Annotated in this window: 7 protein-coding genes; 3 read left to right on the forward strand and 4 right to left on the reverse strand. The window is 61.3% G+C overall.

Features of this window, described 5'->3' with window-relative positions:
- Positions 1-106 precede the first annotated feature (106 nt).
- Both QTL56_RS14190 and QTL56_RS14195 read left to right on the forward strand, forming a co-directional pair.
- Positions 107-766: a TetR family transcriptional regulator C-terminal domain-containing protein gene (locus QTL56_RS14190; protein ID WP_229575162.1), complete on the forward strand. Its 660-nt coding sequence runs from the start codon at positions 107-109 to the stop codon at positions 764-766.
- A 340-nt stretch (positions 767-1,106) separates the two neighbouring features.
- Positions 1,107-9,620 carry a glycoside hydrolase family 94 protein gene (locus QTL56_RS14195; protein ID WP_245137351.1) on the forward strand — a complete coding sequence of 2,838 codons (8,514 nt, stop codon included), beginning with the start codon at positions 1,107-1,109 and terminating at the stop codon, positions 9,618-9,620.
- 65 nt (positions 9,621-9,685) lie between these two features.
- On the opposite strand, the gene pyc is transcribed toward QTL56_RS14195, so the two are convergent.
- Together pyc and QTL56_RS14205 are read right to left on the reverse strand one after the other, a co-directional pair.
- Positions 9,686-13,147 (reverse strand): pyruvate carboxylase, encoded by a 3,462-nt coding sequence (gene pyc, locus QTL56_RS14200; protein WP_245137350.1) that lies wholly within the window; start codon positions 13,145-13,147, stop codon positions 9,686-9,688.
- A gap of 123 nt (positions 13,148-13,270) precedes the next feature.
- A complete protein-coding gene (locus tag QTL56_RS14205; RefSeq protein WP_245137349.1) occupies positions 13,271-14,008 on the reverse strand; it encodes a LuxR family transcriptional regulator in 738 nt (245 codons plus the stop codon).
- A 274-nt stretch (positions 14,009-14,282) separates the two neighbouring features.
- Between QTL56_RS14205 and QTL56_RS14210 the strand changes: the two genes are divergently transcribed.
- On the forward strand, positions 14,283-16,034 hold the full coding sequence (locus QTL56_RS14210; protein ID WP_370660293.1) for a glucan ABC transporter ATP-binding protein/ permease: 1,752 nt from the start codon (positions 14,283-14,285) through the stop codon (positions 16,032-16,034).
- A 10-nt stretch (positions 16,035-16,044) separates the two neighbouring features.
- On the opposite strand, the gene QTL56_RS14215 is transcribed toward QTL56_RS14210, so the two are convergent.
- Both QTL56_RS14215 and QTL56_RS14220 read right to left on the reverse strand, forming a co-directional pair.
- A complete protein-coding gene (locus QTL56_RS14215; protein WP_245137347.1) occupies positions 16,045-17,583 on the reverse strand; it encodes a cryptochrome/photolyase family protein in 1,539 nt (512 codons plus the stop codon).
- Complete coding sequence (locus QTL56_RS14220) at positions 17,577-18,293, reverse strand: SDR family oxidoreductase (RefSeq protein ID WP_245137346.1); 717 nt, start codon at positions 18,291-18,293, stop codon at positions 17,577-17,579. The genes QTL56_RS14215 and QTL56_RS14220 overlap by 7 nt, the downstream gene beginning before the upstream one ends.
- Between the last annotated feature and the right edge of the window lie 43 nt (positions 18,294-18,336).

Consider the following 18,336-nt stretch of genomic DNA (forward strand, 5'->3'; position numbering starts at 1 on the left):
TTCGTGAAAGCACCGACTGTGGCACTTGCCGACGAGCTGTTCAACCGTGTAAAAAAGTGAGACGCGGCCCGGAAGCCGCGCACCATCCCGAGCCGGAGTTGCCTGCATGACACGACGCACGTTCCAGCGTGCCGGTGAAGCCGAGCGTCGAAAAGACCTGATCGCAGCGACCCTGGACAGCGTATCCGAGCACGGGCTGGAAGGTGCGACCGTGCGCGACATTGCGGCCCGTGCCGGCGTAACCGGAGGCCTCATCCGACACTACTTCTCCGGCAAGGATGAGATGATTCAGACGGCCTACAGGGAAATGCTGGCCGGCATGACCGGGACTGCGGTGGATGCCATGGCGGAGGCCGGCGATGACCCTCGGCGACGCCTCCACGACTTCATCGTTGCAAATGTCAGTCCACCGATCGCGGATCCCAAGGCGCTGTCCCTCTGGGCGGCCTTCGTTGGTCGGGTCCGGTCAGACGAAGAACTCGCCCGTATTCATCGGGAGAACTATCTCATCTTCATCGGGATCCTCCAGGGATTGGTGGATGCTCTCTTGACCGCTTGCCAGCACAAGCCAGCTTTCTCCGAAGGACGACACCTCGCAGTCGCCATCAACGGGCTGATCGACGGCTTGTGGCTGGAAAATTCGCTGGCCAGCGATCTTTTCGACGAAAGGCGCCTTTCAGACATCGCGCTCGACGCTGTCGAAGCCTTGCTCGGCGGCCTGTCGCTTCGAGACGGGACGCTCGAACCGTCATGCGGTGGCGGCTGAGAGAGAGCCCTGGCTTAGGCCTTGATTTGAGGTCCGTCGACGTCAGCGGCAGATCGGTCGCGGCCGACGGAGCGAAGCGGCGTCGCTGCCAGCGTGCAGGCCCGCACCCCCCTTGGCCAGAGGCTTGAAATAAGGCATAAAAATGCCAATTCACCTGACAAGAAGCCAAAGTCGCCTACAGAGGTTCCATCGCAACCGGTAACCCGTCGTATTACGGCCTTTTTCTGCCTCGATTGTTGGTCAACGGCCCGATTGTGTGCAATGAGGCGCCATGCCGACGTCCGGACGGTTCGAACCCGGCGGCCTTCAACTTAACCACCGAACCGAGAACTTACTCTTCATGACGCTGCATGTCCCATCGCGTGACCTCGAAACCAAGCAGATCGACCACAACGATTCCATTCGCTCTGCCTATTTCACGATCGAGGAGTTGCGGGAGAGCGCCGCGTCGCTCGCGCTGAACGGTGCAGCCGAACTGCCCGGCCTGATGGATTTCGACTTCGCCGCCCGTCACAAGGAAAACGAGCGCGAGATCCTGCGCGTCTACCGCGCAACGGCTGCGGACGTCGAGGCCGGTGCCACGATCACGCCCGCCGCCGAATGGCTGCTGGACAATCACTACATCATCGAGGAAGCAATCCAGGAAGTTCGCCGCGACTTCCCGAAGAAGTTCTATCGCCAGCTACCGACGATGAAGGTTGGTCAGCGCGAAATTCCGCGGACCATGGCACTCGCCTGGCTCTACGTTGCCCATACCCATTCCACCGTCAGCCAGGAAAGCATGACGGCACTGGTCGAGGGATACCAGGAACATCAGACGCTGGAGATCGGTGAGCTCTGGGCTCTGCCGTCCATCGTGCGCTTCGTGCTGGTCGAAAACCTTCGCCGCATTGCAACCCGCGTCGATCGCTCGCGACGGATGCGCCGCCGCGCAAACGAAGTGGCCGACGAGATCATCCGCCTGAACGATCCCGTCGCAGCCGCGACCTATCTCAGACAGATCGAACAGCTTGCCGACGACAACACGTTTGCGACCCAGTTCCTCTATCGCCTGCGCAATGGTTCGCAGAACACGAGCTTTGCGGTGGAATGGCTGGAAAGCCGCCTGGAGGCCGCCGGCCGGACCGCCGAAGAGGCGATGGACGCAGAGCACAACCGCCTTTCCTCCGGCAATGTGACCATGGGCAACATTGTTCGTGGCCTGCGCGAGATCGACGACAAGGAGTGGTCGGTCTGGGTTGAGGATGTCAGCCATGTCGACCGGGTCCTTGGGCAACATACCGATTACCGCCAGCTCGACTTCGGCTCGCGCAACACCTACCGAAACACGATCGAAAGGCTGGCGCGCCGATGCGACCTGTCCGAGATCGAGATCGCCCAGACGGCGATCGATGTGGCAACGCAGGCAGCCGGCCCGGACGGCCGGCTTGACGTTGGAAGCTATCTTGTCGGCAGCCGCCGTACAGAGCTCGAAAACGCCATTGGCTATAGCCAGCCCCTGTCCCGCATCGTCACCGACTTCATCAAGCGGCTGAACTGGTTCTCGATCGCCATACCCGTGGTCGCGCTGACGATCACGGCGCTTGCTGTCATCGGCTACTTCCTCGACCAGGCAGGTCTGCCAACCTCGCTGGTCCTGATCTTGCTGATCCTGGTTTCCCTGCCTGTATCGGAAGGGGCGACTGGCCTCTTCAATACGCTTGTGACGTACTTCGTCAAACCGTTCCGCCTGACCGGCTACGAGTTCAAGGAAGGCATCCCGCAAGAGGCGCGCACCCTTGTCGTCGTGCCCTGCATGATCACCAAGCGCGACGATGTCGATGAACTCGTCCGCAATCTGGAAGTTCACTATCTGACCAATCCACACGGCGAGATCTACTTCGCCCTGCTCAGCGACTGGAAGGACAGCGACACAGAGGAATCCTCAGCCGACCTGGAAGTCCTCGAATATGCCAAGCGCGAGGTAGCCCATCTCAACGGACGCTACGACTTTGCTGGCAAGACACGCTTCTATCTCATGCATCGCCGCCGCCTCTACAACGAAGCAGAAGGCTGCTGGATGGGCTGGGAGCGCAAGCGTGGCAAGCTGCACGAGTTGAACCTGCTGCTGCGTGGCGACCGCGACACCTCCTATCTGCCGGGCGCGAACACCGTGCCGGAAAACATTCGCTACGTGATGACGCTCGACGCCGACACGCGCCTGATGCGCGATGCCGTCACCAAGCTCGTCGGAAAGATGCACCACCCGATCAACCGTCCTGTGCATGACGAGGAAACGGGCCGCGTGATCAGCGGCTACGGCGTGCTGCAGCCCCGCGTCACGCCCTCGCTGACAACAGGCAAGGATGCATCGGTTTTCCAGCGCATCTTCTCGATGAACCGCGGTCTGGATCCTTACGTCTTCACCGTATCCGACGTCTATCAGGACATCACCGGCGAGGGCACCTTCACCGGCAAGGGGCTTTATGACGTCGATGCCTTCGAGACCGCGATCAAGGGCAGGATCGACGAGAACAGCGTCCTCAGCCACGATTTGCTGGAAGGCTCGTTCGCCCGTTGTGCCCTCGTCACCGATGTCGAGCTCGTCGAGGACTTTCCGACACGCTACGAGGTGGAAATCTCGCGCCAGCATCGCTGGGCCCGCGGCGATTGGCAGCTCATTCCTTATATCGGCGATACGAGCCGCGGCATCACCAGCCTCGGCCGCTGGAAAATGGTCGACAACCTGCGCCGCTCGCTGACCCCGATCGCATGGTACGCCGCCTCGGTTCTCGGCTGGGCCACGATGGAACCCGTCGGCGCCACGATCTGGCAGTTGCTGCTGATTTTCAGTCTTTTTGTCGCCCCGACGATCTCGCTCCTCTCCGGCATCGTGCCGCGTCAGACCGACATCGTCCCGGCCGCCCATTTCCAGACGCTCTGGTCGGAAGTCCGTTCGATCAATGCCCAGGTGGCGCTGCGCATCGTGTTCATCGCCGACAATGCCTGCATGATGGCCGATGCTATCGTTCGCTCGCTCTACCGCATGCTGGTGAGCCGCAAGCTGCTTCTCGAATGGCGCACGGCCGCCAGCGTGCAGTCGGCGGCCCAGGGCACGATCGCGTCCTACTATCACAACATGCGCCATGCTCCGATCCTGGCCATCCTGTCGGTCGGCGTGGCCGCCCTGCCCGGTGGCTACGGCTATCTGATCGGCCTTCCCTTCGCCTTCCTCTGGGTTCTCTCCCCGCTGCTCGCCTGGTATGTCAGCCAGTCGGCCGAGACGGAAGACAGTCTGGAAGTCCCGGAAAACGTCTCCTACGAACTGCGCAAGATCGCGCGCCGCACCTGGCGTTATTACGAGACCTTCACCACGGCCGGCGACAACTACCTGCCGCCAGACAATTTCCAGGAAACGCCCGAGCCGATCATCGCGCACCGGACCTCGCCAACGAATATCGGCGTCTACCTTCTCTCGGTCGTATCCGCCCGCCATTTCGGCTGGCTGAGCTTCGAGCAGACCATCGAGCGTATGGAGCAGACGATCTCCACCGTTGAACGGATGGAGAAGTATCGCGGCCACCTCTACAACTGGTATTATACCGACACCCTGAACACTCTCGGCCCCCGCTACGTTTCGGCAGTCGACAGCGGCAACCTTGCCGGTCACCTGATTGCGATTTCCTCTGCCTGCCGAGAATGGGCAGAGGCGCCGTCAGCGCATCTCCAGGGCAATCTCGACGGAATAGGCGATGTCGGCGGCATCCTTCTGGAAATACTTGGCCAGCTTCCCGATGACCGCAAGACGGTACGCCCCCTGCGTCGTCGCCTGGAAGAGCGCATCATCGGCTTCAACACCGCACTGGTCGCCGTCAAGCGCGAGCATGAATTCGCCTCGATCCGCATCATCAATCTGGCGGTTCTGGCGCGCGACGTCCAGAAACTGGCAGCCAACCTGCATCATGAAGTGCGCTCGGAGCAGAGCGCCGAAGTCGTTCGCTGGACGGAATCACTCGTCTCGGTCTGCGAAGCCCATATCTCCGACACGGCCTTCGACCTGTCGAACATCGATCCGCTGCGCCAGCGCTTGAGCCAGCTGTCCGAGCGCGCACGCAGCATCGCATTCTCGATGGACTTCACCTTCCTCTTCCGCCCGGAGCGACGCCTGTTGTCGATCGGCTACCGTGTCGACGCTCGCGAACTGGACGAGGCCTGCTACGATCTGCTCGCTTCCGAGTGCCGCCTGACCAGCCTGTTTGCCATCGCAAAGGGCGACCTGCCGACGGAACACTGGTATCGCCTCGGCCGCCAGGTCGTGCCGATCGGAGCCCGCGCCGCGCTGATCTCCTGGTCAGGTTCGATGTTCGAATACCTGATGCCCCCGCTCGTCATGCAGGAGCGCCAGGGTGGCATTCTCAACCAGACCAACAATCTGATCGTCATCGAGCAGATGAACCATGGTCGTCGGCTGAACATTCCCTGGGGCATTTCAGAAGCGGCCTTCAATGCCCGCGACCACGAAATGAACTATCAGTACACCAACTTCGGGGTGCCGACGCTCGGCCTGAAGCGTGGCCTCGGCCAGAATGCCGTCATTGCGCCCTATGCCTCCATCCTGGCGAGCCAGTATTACCCGGAAGCCGCGCTCGAAAACCTGAAGCGCCTGCGTAAGCTCGGCGCGCTGGGGGCATATGGTTTCCACGACGCCGTCGACTTCACGCCGACGCGCCTGCCCGACGGCAAGAAATGCGCGGTTGTCTACAATTATTACGCCCACCACCATGGCATGTCGATCGCGGCAATTGCCAACGTCGCCTTCAACGGTCGCCTGCGCGCGCTCTTCCATGCCGATCCGGTGATCGAAGCCGCCGAACTGCTCCTGCAGGAAAAGACCCCGCGCGAAATCCCCGTGATGAGCGCGAAATACGAACCGCAGACGCCGGGCAAGGGCCAGGCCGATCTTCTGCGCGCCGAAATTCGGACCGTTGAAGATCCGACCACGAAGGATCGGGAAGTCGTCTTCCTGTCGAACGGCCACTACTCGGTGATGCTGACGGCGACCGGCTCGGGCTTCTCCCGCTGGAACGGCCAATCGGTCACCCGTTGGAAACCCGACACGACGGAAGATCGCTGGGGCACATTCATCTTCCTTCGGGACATGAGCTCGAACCAGTGGTGGTCGACGACAGCGGCACCCCGGCGCGCCGCGGAAGAAGAGACCAAGGTCATCTTCGGTGACGACAAGGCCGAATTCTTCAAGACCGTCGGCGATATCTCGACGTCAGTGGAATGCATCGTCGGCACCGAGCATGATGCCGAAGGCCGCCGATTGACGATCCTGAACACCGGGACCGAAGACCGCTATATCGAAGTCACCTCCTACACCGAACCAGTTCTCGCCTTCGAGGACAGCGACAACGCCCATCCGCTCTTCTCGCGCATGTTCGTGAAGACCGAATTCGGTCGCCGCCGGGACGTCATTCGCGCCGAGCGCAACAAGCGCAGCCCGTCGGATCCCGATATTTGCGTCGCCCATCTCGTGGTCGACAGCGCAGGCCAGGGCCGTCCGACGGAGTTCGAGACCGATCGCCGCAAGTTCCTCGGCCGCGGCCGGACACTCGGCGAAGCCGCAGCCTTCGATCCGGGCGCGAACCTGTCCGGAACGGAGGGCTTCACGCTTGACCCGATCCTCAGCCTGCGCCGCGTCGTGCGCGTACCGGCCGGCAAGAAGGTTCAGGTCATCTTCTGGACCATGGCCGCACCGAACCGCGAGGAAATCGACCAGGCGATCGAACGCTACCGTCATCCCGACGCCTTCAGCCATGAGCTGATCCATGCCTGGACCCGCGCCCAGGTGGAGCTCCGCCACATTGGCATCACCTCGCAACAGGCAGCCGCCTTCCAGCATCTCGGCCGCTATCTCGTCTATCCGGACAATCACCTGCGGGCAGACCCTGAAACGGTCCGCAAGAGTCTCCGGTCGCAATCCGCCCTATGGCCCATGGCGATCTCCGGCGACTATCCGATCTTCGCGCTGCGCATAAACGACGACATGGACATGGACATTGCGCGTGAAGCGATGAGTGCCCTGGAGTATCTCCGCCGCCGCGGCGTCGTCGCCGATCTCGCAATCATCAATGAGCGCGCGACATCCTATGCCCAGGACATGCAGCATGCGCTCGACCAGATGGCCGACAACCTGCGCCATCGTTTGCCGGGCGGCCGCCAGCATGTCTTCACCATCCGCGACGATCTCCAGGACGAGGGCGCAACGCTTTCCGTGCTTGCGGCAGCCCGCGTCGTTCTGCACACCCGCAACGGCAAGATCGTCGATCAGGTGAACCGCGCCGTCTCGCTTTTCGCCACACCTCGCACCATCGACGGCGAGGTCGAATGGGCCGGCCTGCCGCCGGCGCAGTCAACGCCAGCCGAGACACCGGGCAATGTGGACGGCTCCGACCTCGACTTCTGGAATGGAATCGGAGGCTTCTCGAAGGACGGCGCGGAATACGTGGTACGTCTGGATGGCACCGCTACGACCCCGCACCCGTGGATCAACGTGATTGCCAACGAGAGCTTCGGCTTCCACGTCTCCGCGGAAGGCGCAGGCTTCACCTGGAGTCAGAATTCCCGCGACTACCAGATCACCCTCTGGACCAATGATCCCGTCATAAACCGCCCAGGCGAAGCATTCTACGTATCGGACCTCGTCAGCGGTCGTGCCTATGCGACAGTGAGCGCGCTCAATCTCGATCCGGCAGCAAGGTTCGAGGCGCGTCACGGCCTCGGCTACTCGACCTTTATCAGCCACCACGGTGACCTGGAGATCGAACTGACACAAACGGTGGATCGCGACCGCCCGGTCAAGCTCTCGAAGATCCGTTTGAAGAATATCAGCGGAACAGCCCGAAAGTTCCGTGTCTATGGCTACGCGGAATGGGTGCTGGGCAACAACCCGGCCCGCACGGCCCCCTTTGTTCTTTCGACCTTTGACGAGCAGACCGGCACCCTTCTCGCGTCCAACCCCTATGACATCAACTACTCCGGCCGTTTCGCCTTTCTGGCAGGCCCGGAACAGCCGGAAGGCTATACGACGAGCCGCCGCGAATTCATCGGTCGCAACGGCACGATCAAGCTGCCACAGGCCGTCGCCCGGGCCTCTACCCTGGCGGGTTCGATTGAAAGCGAGAGCGATCCCTGCGCGGCGATCGCCTTCGACATAGAACTTGCTCCCGGTCAGTCCCGCGACATGACCTTCCTGCTCGGAGAAACCGACACGGCAGAAGCTGCGACTGATCTGGTGAAATCGGTTCGCGCAGCGGGCTTCGAGACGATCCTGAAGACAAATCGCGACTTCTGGACCGGCTTTACCGGCAAGCTCTCGGTGGCAACCGGCGACAAGGCTTTCGACAACCTCGTCAATCGCTGGCTTCCCTATCAGGCACTCGCCTGCCGGATCTTTGCCCGTGCCGGTTTCTACCAGGCGAGCGGAGCCTATGGCTTCCGCGATCAGTTGCAGGACACGCTGGCCTTCCTCACGGTCGAGCCGCAACTGGCCCGTCGCCAGATCCTGACGGCCGCAGCGCGTCAGTTCGTCGAAGGCGATGTTCAGCACTGGTGGTTGCCACAGACGGGCGCCGGCGTACGCACCCTGATTTCCGACGACGTCGTCTGGCTCGCCTATGCTGTCGATCAGTATGTGACCGCCACGGCCGACGATCAGATTCTCGCGGAACAGATCCCGTTCCTGGACGGGCCAGAGCTGACGGAGGGCCAGCACGACAGCTTCTTCCTGCCCAGCACAGCAGCCGAGACCGCTGATCTCTACGAACATGCTGCCCGCGCGCTCGATCTTGCCGTCAGCAGGACCGGCGAGCACGGCCTGCCACTGATCCTCGGTGGTGACTGGAACGACGGCATGAACCGTGTCGGCATCGATGGCCGCGGCGAAAGTGTCTGGCTCGGCTGGCTGCTCGCCGCCACGCTCGAACGCTTCAATGTCTACGCCGAGAAACGGGGCGACCGCGATCGCAGCCTTCGCTGGAGTGCCCACGTCGTCAATCTCAAGGCAGCACTTGAAACGGCGGGCTGGGACGGCGATCACTATCGTCGCGGCTATTTCGACGATGGCTCGCCGCTCGGGTCGAACGAGTCGCTACAGTGCCAGATCGATTCCATCGCGCAGTCCTGGAGCGTCCTATCGGGCGTCGGCGACCCCACCCATACGAGCATGGCATTGGATGCGGCCGTCTCCAGGCTCGTGGACACGGAAAGCGGGATCGTCCGTCTCTTCACCCCGGCCTTCGACAAACCGTTGATCGATCCGGGCTATATAGGCGCCTATCCTCTCGGTGTGCGCGAGAACGGTGGTCAATATACCCACGCCGCGATCTGGCTGGGGCTATCGCTGGTCAGGGCCGGCCGTCTTGCTGACGCCTGGCGCGTCTTCGAAATGCTCAACCCGGTCAACCATGCCCGCACGGCGGAGGAAGCCGAGCGTTACCGTGTCGAACCCTATGTAGTCGCAGCCGATATCTATGGCGGCGAAGGCTATGCGGGCCGCGGCGGCTGGACCTGGTACACGGGCTCTGCCGGCTGGCTGTACCGCTTTGCCGTGGAAGGCTTCCTTGGCATTCGCCGCAAGGGCAATGACATCATGGTCAGCCCCAGCCTGCCCGAGCATTGGCAGAGCTTCAGGGCAAAGGTGGAGATCGACGGCCGCACGATCGATGTCGATGTCAAGCGAAACGCAACTGGCTATGACGTGACGCTCGACGGCAAGCCCCAGGGGGCTACCCAGGACACACCCGGACCGTCCGCTCCGCCACCGGCCAGGAAGCTCGCGCGAAAGCCGAAGGTCAAGGCAGCCGAATAACCAAAACGAAAAAGGCCCCGCCAGCGATGGCGGGGCCTTTTTCTTGTCCGATGGCGGGTCGGCCGTCAGGCCGAGTAGACGATCAACAGATCCTTGGCATCGATCTGGTCGCCGATATGGACCAGGACCTCCGAAATCGTGCCGTCGCGATCGGCATGCAGGGCCGTCTCCATCTTCATTGCTTCGATAGAGAGCAGCACGTCACCCGACTTGACCGTCTGGCCGGCTGAAACAGCAACCGTCGAGATGACGCCCGGCATGGGCGCACCGAGATGAGCCGCATTGCCGGTCTCGGCCTTGCGACGGACAGCGCTGCCGGAAGCACCATGAGCCCGATCCGGCACCTTGATGCGGCGCGGCTGGCCATTCAGTTCAAAGAACACGGTGACCATGCCCTTTTCATCGGTGCGGCCGAGCGCCTGATTGACGATGACCAGCGTCTTGCCCTTCTCGAGATCGAGGAACAGTTCCTGGCCGGCGGGCATGCCGTAGAAATATTCCGGCGTCGGAATGACAGAGACCGGGCCGTATGTGTCGGCTGCCAATGCGTAATCTGTGAAGACCTTCGGATACATCAGATACGAAGCGAATTCGAAATCCGTCACGTCCCGACCCAGCTTTTCCTCGATCACCTTGCGTTCGGCGTCGAGATCCGCCGGCGGCAGCAGCGAGCCGGGCACGGCCGTGTACGGCTGCTCGCCCTTCAGCACCTTCTTCTGCAACGCTTCCGGCCAACCACCCGGAGGCTGGCCAAGATCACCCTTGAGCATCGAGACGACCGAGTCCGGGAAGGCAATGTCCTTGGCCGGATCCTCGACGTCGGAGACAGAGAGATCCTGGCTCACCATCATCAGGGCCATATCGCCGACGACCTTGGAGGACGGCGTTACCTTGACGATATCGCCGAACATCTGGTTGGCATCTGCATAGGCCTGAGCGACTTCGTGCCAGCGTGTCTCGAGACCGAGCGAGCGAGCCTGCTCCTTGAGGTTGGTGAACTGCCCGCCTGGCATTTCATGCAGGTAGACCTCCGAGGCCGGTCCCTTCAGATCGCTTTCGAAGGCGGCATACTGGGTGCGCACGGCCTCCCAATAGAAGGACAGACGGCGGATCCAATGCGGATCGAGACCCGGATCGCGTTCGGAGCCACGCAGCGCCTCGACGATCGAGCCGAGGCACGGCTGCGACGTGTTGCCGGAGAAGGCATCCATGGCAGCATCCACCGCATCGACCCCGGCCTCCACGGCGGCAAGCACGGTCGCAGCACCAATGCCGGATGTGTCATGCGTGTGGAAGTGAATTGGCAGGCTCGTCGCTTCGCGCAGCGCCTTGAACAGCACCTTGGCCGCAGCTGGTTTCAGAAGGCCCGCCATGTCCTTGACCGCGATGATATGCGCACCGGCCTTTTCCAGGTCAGCAGCGAGCGCCGTGTAGTATTTCAGATCATACTTCGGACGGGCAGAGTTCAGCAGGTCGCCTGTGTAGCAGATGGTCGCTTCGCAGAGCTTGTTCTCTTCGATGACCGCATCCATCGACACGCGCATGTTGTCGACCCAGTTCAGGCAGTCGAACACGCGGAAGAGGTCGATGCCGCCCCTGGCAGCCTGACGAACGAAGTACTTCACCACATTGTCGGGGTAATTCTTGTAGCCGACGCCGTTGGCACCGCGCAGCAGCATCTGCAAGAGCAGGTTCGGTGCCCCCTCACGAACCAGCGCCAGACGTTCCCACGGGTCTTCCGTCAGGAAGCGCATGGAAACGTCGAAGGTGGCGCCACCCCAGCATTCGAGCGACAGGAGGTTCGGCAGCGCCCGCGCATAGGTGTCGGCAATCTTGGCGATGTCATGCGTGCGAACACGCGTGGCAAGCAGCGACTGGTGACCATCGCGCATGGTCGTGTCCGTCATCAGGATGCGCTTCTCGTTCCGCATCCAGTCGCCGAATTTCTTTGGGCCCAGCTCGTCGAGCAGCTGTTTCGTGCCCGGCTTGATGTCTGCATCGATAAAGGGAACGACCGGCACGGCAGCATCGGCCGGCGGCTTGGGCCGCCCCTTCACTTCCGGGTGGCCGTTGACCGTCACATCAGCAAGATAGGTCAAGAGCTTCGTCGCACGGTCCTGGCGCTTCACCTGCTGGAACAGCTCCGGCGTCGTGTCGATGAAGCGGGTCGTGTAGGAATTGTCGCGGAAGCTCGGATGGCCGATAATCGCTTCGAGGAAGGTGAGGTTGGTCGCAACGCCGCGGATACGGAATTCGCGCAGCGCGCGGTCCATGCGGCTGATCGCCTCCTGCGCGGTACTGCCCGACGCCGTCACCTTGACCAGAAGCGGGTCGTAATAGCGGGTGATGATCGCACCTGAATAGGCCGTGCCACCATCGAGACGGATACCGAAGCCGGCGGCCGAACGATAGGCGGTGATCCGGCCATAATCCGGAATGAAGTTCTGCTCAGGGTCTTCCGTGGTGATGCGGCACTGCAGGGCGTGGCCATTGAGCCGGATATCGGCCTGCTTCGGAACGCCGGATCCGGGCGTGCCGATCGCGTGACCATCGAGGATGTGAATCTGCGCCTTCACGATGTCGATGCCTGTCACGACTTCCGTGACGGTATGCTCGACCTGGATGCGCGGATTGACCTCGATAAAGTAGAATTTGCCGGTATCGGCATCCATCAGGTATTCGACGGTGCCGGCGCCGATGTAATTGGTAGCCTTGGCGATTTTCAGCGAATAGTCGGCGAGCTCCTGGCGCTGCGCTTCGTTGAGATAGGGTGCCGGCGCACGCTCGACGACCTTCTGGTTGCGGCGCTGGATCGAGCAGTCACGCTCGAAGAGATGCACGACATTACCATGGGTGTCGCCGAGGATCTGGCTCTCGACGTGGCGGGCACGCTCCACGAGCTTTTCGAGATAGACCTCGTCCTTGCCAAACGCTGCCATGGCCTCGCGCTTGCCCTCGGTCACTTCGCGCAGCAAGTCCTTTGGATCGCGAATGGCGCGCATGCCACGCCCGCCACCGCCCCAGGAGGCCTTGAGCATGACCGGGTAGCCGACCTCTGCCGCGAGGCGATGGATTTCGGCCTCGTCGTCCGGCAGCGGATTGGTCGCGGGTACGACTGGCACACCGACGCTGATCGCGAGATTGCGCGCCGCGACCTTGTTGCCAAGCTGCCGCATCGTGTCGCTCTTCGGACCGATGAAGATGAGGCCTGCATCGTTGCAGGCATCCACGAATTCGGGACTTTCCGACAGGAGACCATAGCCCGGGTGGATGGCATCCGCGCCGGAAAGCTTGGCGACCCGAATGATCTCCTCGATCGACAGGTAGCTTTCGATCGGTCCGAGATCCCTCGCCAGGTGTGGACCTCGACCAACCTGATAACTTTCATCCGCCTTGAAGCGGTGCAGCGCGAGTTTGTCCTCCTCGGCCCAGATGGCGACCGTTTTCAGACCGAGCTCATTGGCGGCGCGAAAGACGCGGATCGCGATTTCCGAACGATTGGCGACAAGGATCTTGGATATTGGCAATTCGGTCTCCCCAAAACGATATGCCAGGGCATTGTGCACCTGCGAAGAAAACTCATAGCGCGTTGTTTTAGGAAGTTCAATTTGCCTTGGTCAACCGCCGTGAAGATTCCGCGCACCCGGAGCTCAGGTTACCAGCCCGAGTCGGAACGACAGCGCCACCACATGCTGCCTGTTCTTCGCATTCAGCTTGTCCTGAATACCATTCATGTACCAGTCGACGGTATGATTGGAGATCTTCAGGATCTTGCTGATCTCATTGGAGGTCAGTCCATCCGCCAGATAGTTCAGAACTTCCATTTCCCGCCGGGTCATCCGCGTATCCATCGGTTTGACCGCGTCCATCTCATTTGCAAACTTGAATTCGACGAGCCGCCAGTAGGCCTTCTTCGCCACCGCATCGAACAGGGTGATCTCGGTCGGCGACAGATCGACGGGGCGCCCGCCGACAGTCATGTTGCCGAGCAGACCTGTGCGGCCGTGGACGGGGAAGATGTACCCGTCCAGCAGGCCAAACCGCATGCTGTCGCTCAGCATGCGCTCCATGCGCTTGCGGTGCGGATCAGCCCGGAAGGCGTACAGCGCATCGCGCCAGCGAAAGCCGGCCTGCGCTTGGCCAAGATACCGGATGGTAGGATCGATCAACACATATTTCTTGGCGATGTAGAGCTGCGGCCACCCGTCGGGCCACTCCCCTGTCAACACCAGGTTCATCGGATTCTCGTCGGGTTTCGGCTGGCGGACGACCCCGTAATACTGGAAGCCGTAACTCCGGACCAACTTTTCGAGCTCGGAGATCACCTCGGCCGCTGATCGGAACTCGTCGACGACCACCAGGAAATGCAATAATTGATTGATATTCACAAAATCTCTCCGAACTACGCGGCTGAAATATCATTAAAAAGCCACGAGCCGCGTCTTTGTCGTCAACTCGAAGCAATTTGAAGTTTTAGCGTCAATTGGGGTTTTTGGAAACTGGATACGGCAGATCAACAGCGCGCTATGCAAAGACCAAAAAGACTGGAAAGCGGGCCGGATCTTGCGAAGATCTGGCTCTCGCATTAGGCATCCTAGCGGGCCGTTCAAACTGACGAGCCCCAGCAATCGACGCGGAAATCGCGGTCCCACGCAAAGGTGAATGCAGTTGACCCTGCTACAAGTATATTTCAAGGCCCTGAAATACCTTGCAAGCTACAGATTGCGGGTTTCACTCGTCGTCGCAGCGAACATCGTTCTTGCCGTCATCACGATCCTGGAGCCGATCCTCTTCGGGCGCATCGTCGATGCGATTTCCGAAAAGAAGGATGCCACTGGCATCCTGATCGCCTGGGGCTGCTTCGGCGTATTCAACACCGTCGCCTATGTGCTCGTCGCCCGACAGGCGGACCGCCTAGCGCATGGTCGCCGAGCCGATCTTCTGACGGAATCCTTTGCCAAGATCATTTCCATGCCTCTCAGCTGGCACCACCAGCGTGGCACCTCGAACGCCCTGCATACCTTGTTGCGCGCAGGCGAGACACTGTTCGGCCTTTGGCTGGAATTCATGCGGACTCATCTCGCGACCGCGGTTGCCCTGACCCTGCTGCTCCCGACAGCCTTCTCGATGGACGTGCGGCTGACGACCGTCCTGGTGGTGCTGGCCATCCTCTACGTCATCATCGGGCGAACGGTTATGGGGAAGACCAAGGAGGGGCAGGCCTCGGTGGAGGGGCACTATCACACGGTCTTTTCCCATGTGAGCGACTCGATCAGCAACGTCTCGGTCCTGCACAGCTACAACCGCATCGAGGCAGAGACCCGAGCGCTGAAGGAATATACGACCAAGCTGCTCTCGGCCCAGTATCCGGTGCTCGACTGGTGGGCACTGGCCGGCGCCCTGAACCGCATCGCCTCGACGCTCTCGATGCTTGTCATCCTCGTGATCGGCACACTTCTGGTCCAGCGGGGCGAATTGAAGGTGGGCGACATCATTGCCTTCACCGGCTTTGCCACCCTTCTGATCGGGCGCCTCGATCAGATGATCACCTTCGTCAACCAGATCTTCGAGGCGCGCTCCAAGCTGGAAGACTTCTACAAGCTGGAGGATGCCGTTCAGGAGCGCGAAGAACGCGCCGGTGCGGCAGACCTCGAGCAGGTGCGCGGCGATGTGGAGTTCCGGGGTGTCTCCTTCGATTTCGCCTCCACCACGCAAGGCGTACGCAACATTTCCTTCCAGGCCCGTGCAGGACAGACGGTCGCCATTGTCGGCCCGACGGGCGCCGGCAAGACCACGCTCATCAACCTCCTGCAGCGGGTTTACGATCCCCAGGCGGGCCAGATCCTGATTGATGGACAGGACATCGCCAAGGTGACACGCAAGTCGCTGCGCCATGCGATTGCGACCGTTTTCCAGGACGCCGGTCTGTTGAACCGCTCGATCAAGGAAAACATCCGCCTGGGGCGCGAAGACGCAACCGAGGAAGAAATCATTCAGGCGGCAGAGGCGGCCGCAGCGACGGACTTCATCGAAAGCCGCATGATCGGCTACGACACCCATGTCGGGGAACGCGGCAATCGCCTGTCGGGCGGGGAGCGCCAGCGTATAGCGATCGCCCGCGCAATCCTCAAGAACGCGCCGATCCTTGTACTCGATGAAGCAACGAGCGCGCTCGATGTCGAAACCGAGGCTCGTGTGAAGGAAGCGATCGACCGGCTGCGCAAGAACCGCACAACCTTCATCATTGCCCACCGCCTCTCGACGATTCGTGAGGCCGATCTTGTCGTCTTCCTCGACCATGGCCAGGTAATCGAAATGGGCAATTACGACCAGCTGAGCGCGCTCGGCGGCCGATTCACCTCGCTGCTGCGTACCAGTGGTCTGCTCAAGGAAGAACCAAGCCCGGCAATCTGAGGCTTTGGGATCAGATGCTGTTGAGGCTTCCAAGTAGCTCGGTCGCATGCCTGCGGATCGCATCTTGCTTGAACGGATCCATGCGCCGCCACGTCGCATACATGTTCGAAAGCCGCGGATTGCGCGCAAGCTTTTCCGTGTTGCGATCGAGGAAATCCCAGTAGAGCGCATTGAAAGGACAGGCTTTGGGCCCGGTCGTCAGTTTCGGGTCGTAGCGACAGGCTCCGCAGAAATTGCTCATCCGGTCGATGTATTTGCCACTCGCCGCGTAAGGCTTGCTCGCCATGATGCCGCCATCGCCATAGAGCGCCATGCCGAGCGTATTCGGCAGCTCGACCCACTCATAGGCATCGGAATAGACGGCAAGATACCATTCGCAGACCTCCGTCGGGTCGATCCCCGCCAGCATGGCGAAGTTGCCGGTCACCATCAGCCGCTGGATGTGGTGCGAATAGGCGTGTTCGATCGTGTCCCCGATGGCACCGGCCATGCAGGCCATGTCTGTCTTTGCCGTCCAGTACATCTGCGGCAGCGGACGCGAGGCAGAGAGATGGTTGAGACCGGCATAGTCGGGCATCTCGGTCCAGTAGATCCCGCGCACATATTCACGCCAGCCGAGGATCTGGCGGATGAAGCCCTCGACGGCATTGAGCGGCGCAAGCCCCTCGAACCACACCGCCTCTGCCCGCCGGATAACGTCGATCGGAAGCAGCAGGCCGGCATTCACGTAGGATGAGATCAGCGAGTGGTAGAGAAAGGGCTCGCCCTTGACCATCGCGTCCTGATAGTCGCCGAAAGCGGGCAGGATCTCGTCGATGAACTGCTGCAGCTCGCTCTCGGCCTGAGCCGCGGTGACGGCAAAATGGAAGCTGTCGAGCGAGCCCATGTGATCGCTAAAACGCTCATCGATCATCGCCAGAACCGATGTCGTGATCACATCCTTGGCGTGGCTGATCCGCTTCGGCCCCTTCAGCCCCTCGGCCGGTGGCTTGCGGTTTTCGGCATCGTAATTCCATTTGCCGCCAACAGGATCCTCGCCTTCCAGAAGCACCCGGTGGCGCCGGCGCATGTCGCGATAGAAATACTCCATGCGCAGCTGCTTGCGACCCTTGCGCCATTCGCGGAAGTCTTCGATGGAACAGAGAAAGCGATCATCTTCCCGGATCTCGACCGGCACACCCAGGGACGTTTCCCAGCCTCTCATGTCCTCTGACAGGCGCCACTCCCCGCATTCCGTCGCGATGACGGACGATGCCCCGCTGGCGGCAAGCGCACGCGCAAGCTCGCCTTTCAGGCTCTGGGAGTTCTCAGGGTCGTCGAGCGTCACATAGCGCACCTCGAAACCCTTGCCCCTCAGCTCTTCGGCGAAATGCCGCATGGCGGAAAAGAGAAAGGCGATCTTCTTCTTGTGGTGCTTCACATAGGTCGCTTCGCTCATGACCTCCGCCATGAGAACGATCGACGTCTCCGGATCCGCATCGGCAAGAGCAGACAGCGAGTGGCTCAGCTGATCGCCAAGAACGAGATGAATGCGGGAGGGCTTTACCATTCGATGGGCTGGCCGTCATAAGCGAAGAAGCCACCCGTCTGCGCCGGCTCGAGCCGATCCAGCACGGAAAGCATCCTTGCCACGCTCTCCGACGGCTGGATCCGGTCATGCCCCTTGGAAATGCCACCCGAGAAACCGGTATCCACTGATCCCGGATGCAGCGTCACCACCACACTCTTCGGCCGAAGCCTTGCAATTTCAATCGCCGAGGTCCGGGTGATCTGGTTCAGCGCCGCCTTGGCCGAGCGATAGGAAATCCAGCCGCCGAGCTTGTTATCACCGATCGAACCGACCCGCGCCGAAAGCGTCGCGAAGACGCTCTTGCCTTCATTGGAAAGCAGGGGCCCGAAATACTTCAGTGCCAGCGCTGGTCCAATCGCGTTCAGCGCGAACTGCGCCGCCATCACATGTGCCTGGATCGCCTTGATCGTCTTTTCCGGACCATTGCCGTCGATGACGAGCGCACCCGTCGCGCAGATCACCAGATCGAACTTCAACTCCGCCTCGGAGAGCCGGGCTGCGGCGGCACCGACGCTGGCCTCGTCCGTAATGTCAAAGCCATCGCGGCTGCGCGACAGTTCCACGACAGAGCCACATGCGGAGTCGGCCTTGATCGCCTCGACAAGAGCGCCCCCGATCCCTCCGCTCGCTCCGAGCACCAACGCACGGTAGCCGGGGTTGAGGGAGGTCATTCCAGAAAAGTCGGTCATCGCTAACTCCTGCAAGGTCACCGCTACCCACTACGGCAGGCAG

The organism is Peteryoungia algae (genome assembly GCF_030369675.1).
Taxonomy (GTDB): Bacteria; Pseudomonadota; Alphaproteobacteria; order Rhizobiales; family Rhizobiaceae; genus Allorhizobium; species Allorhizobium algae.

Excerpts from the sequence above, each read along its gene's own strand:
- QTL56_RS14210 (WP_370660293.1), top strand. The coding sequence starts at position 14,283 with ATGCAGTTGACCCTGCTACAAGTATATTTCAAGGCCCTGAAATACCTT.
- QTL56_RS14195 (WP_245137351.1), top strand. The coding sequence starts at position 1,107 with ATGACGCTGCATGTCCCATCGCGTGACCTCGAAACCAAGCAGATCGAC.
- QTL56_RS14220 (WP_245137346.1), bottom strand. The coding sequence starts at position 18,293 with ATGACCGACTTTTCTGGAATGACCTCCCTCAACCCCGGCTACCGTGCG.
- QTL56_RS14215 (WP_245137347.1), bottom strand. The coding sequence starts at position 17,583 with ATGGTAAAGCCCTCCCGCATTCATCTCGTTCTTGGCGATCAGCTGAGC.
- QTL56_RS14190 (WP_229575162.1), top strand. The coding sequence starts at position 107 with ATGACACGACGCACGTTCCAGCGTGCCGGTGAAGCCGAGCGTCGAAAA.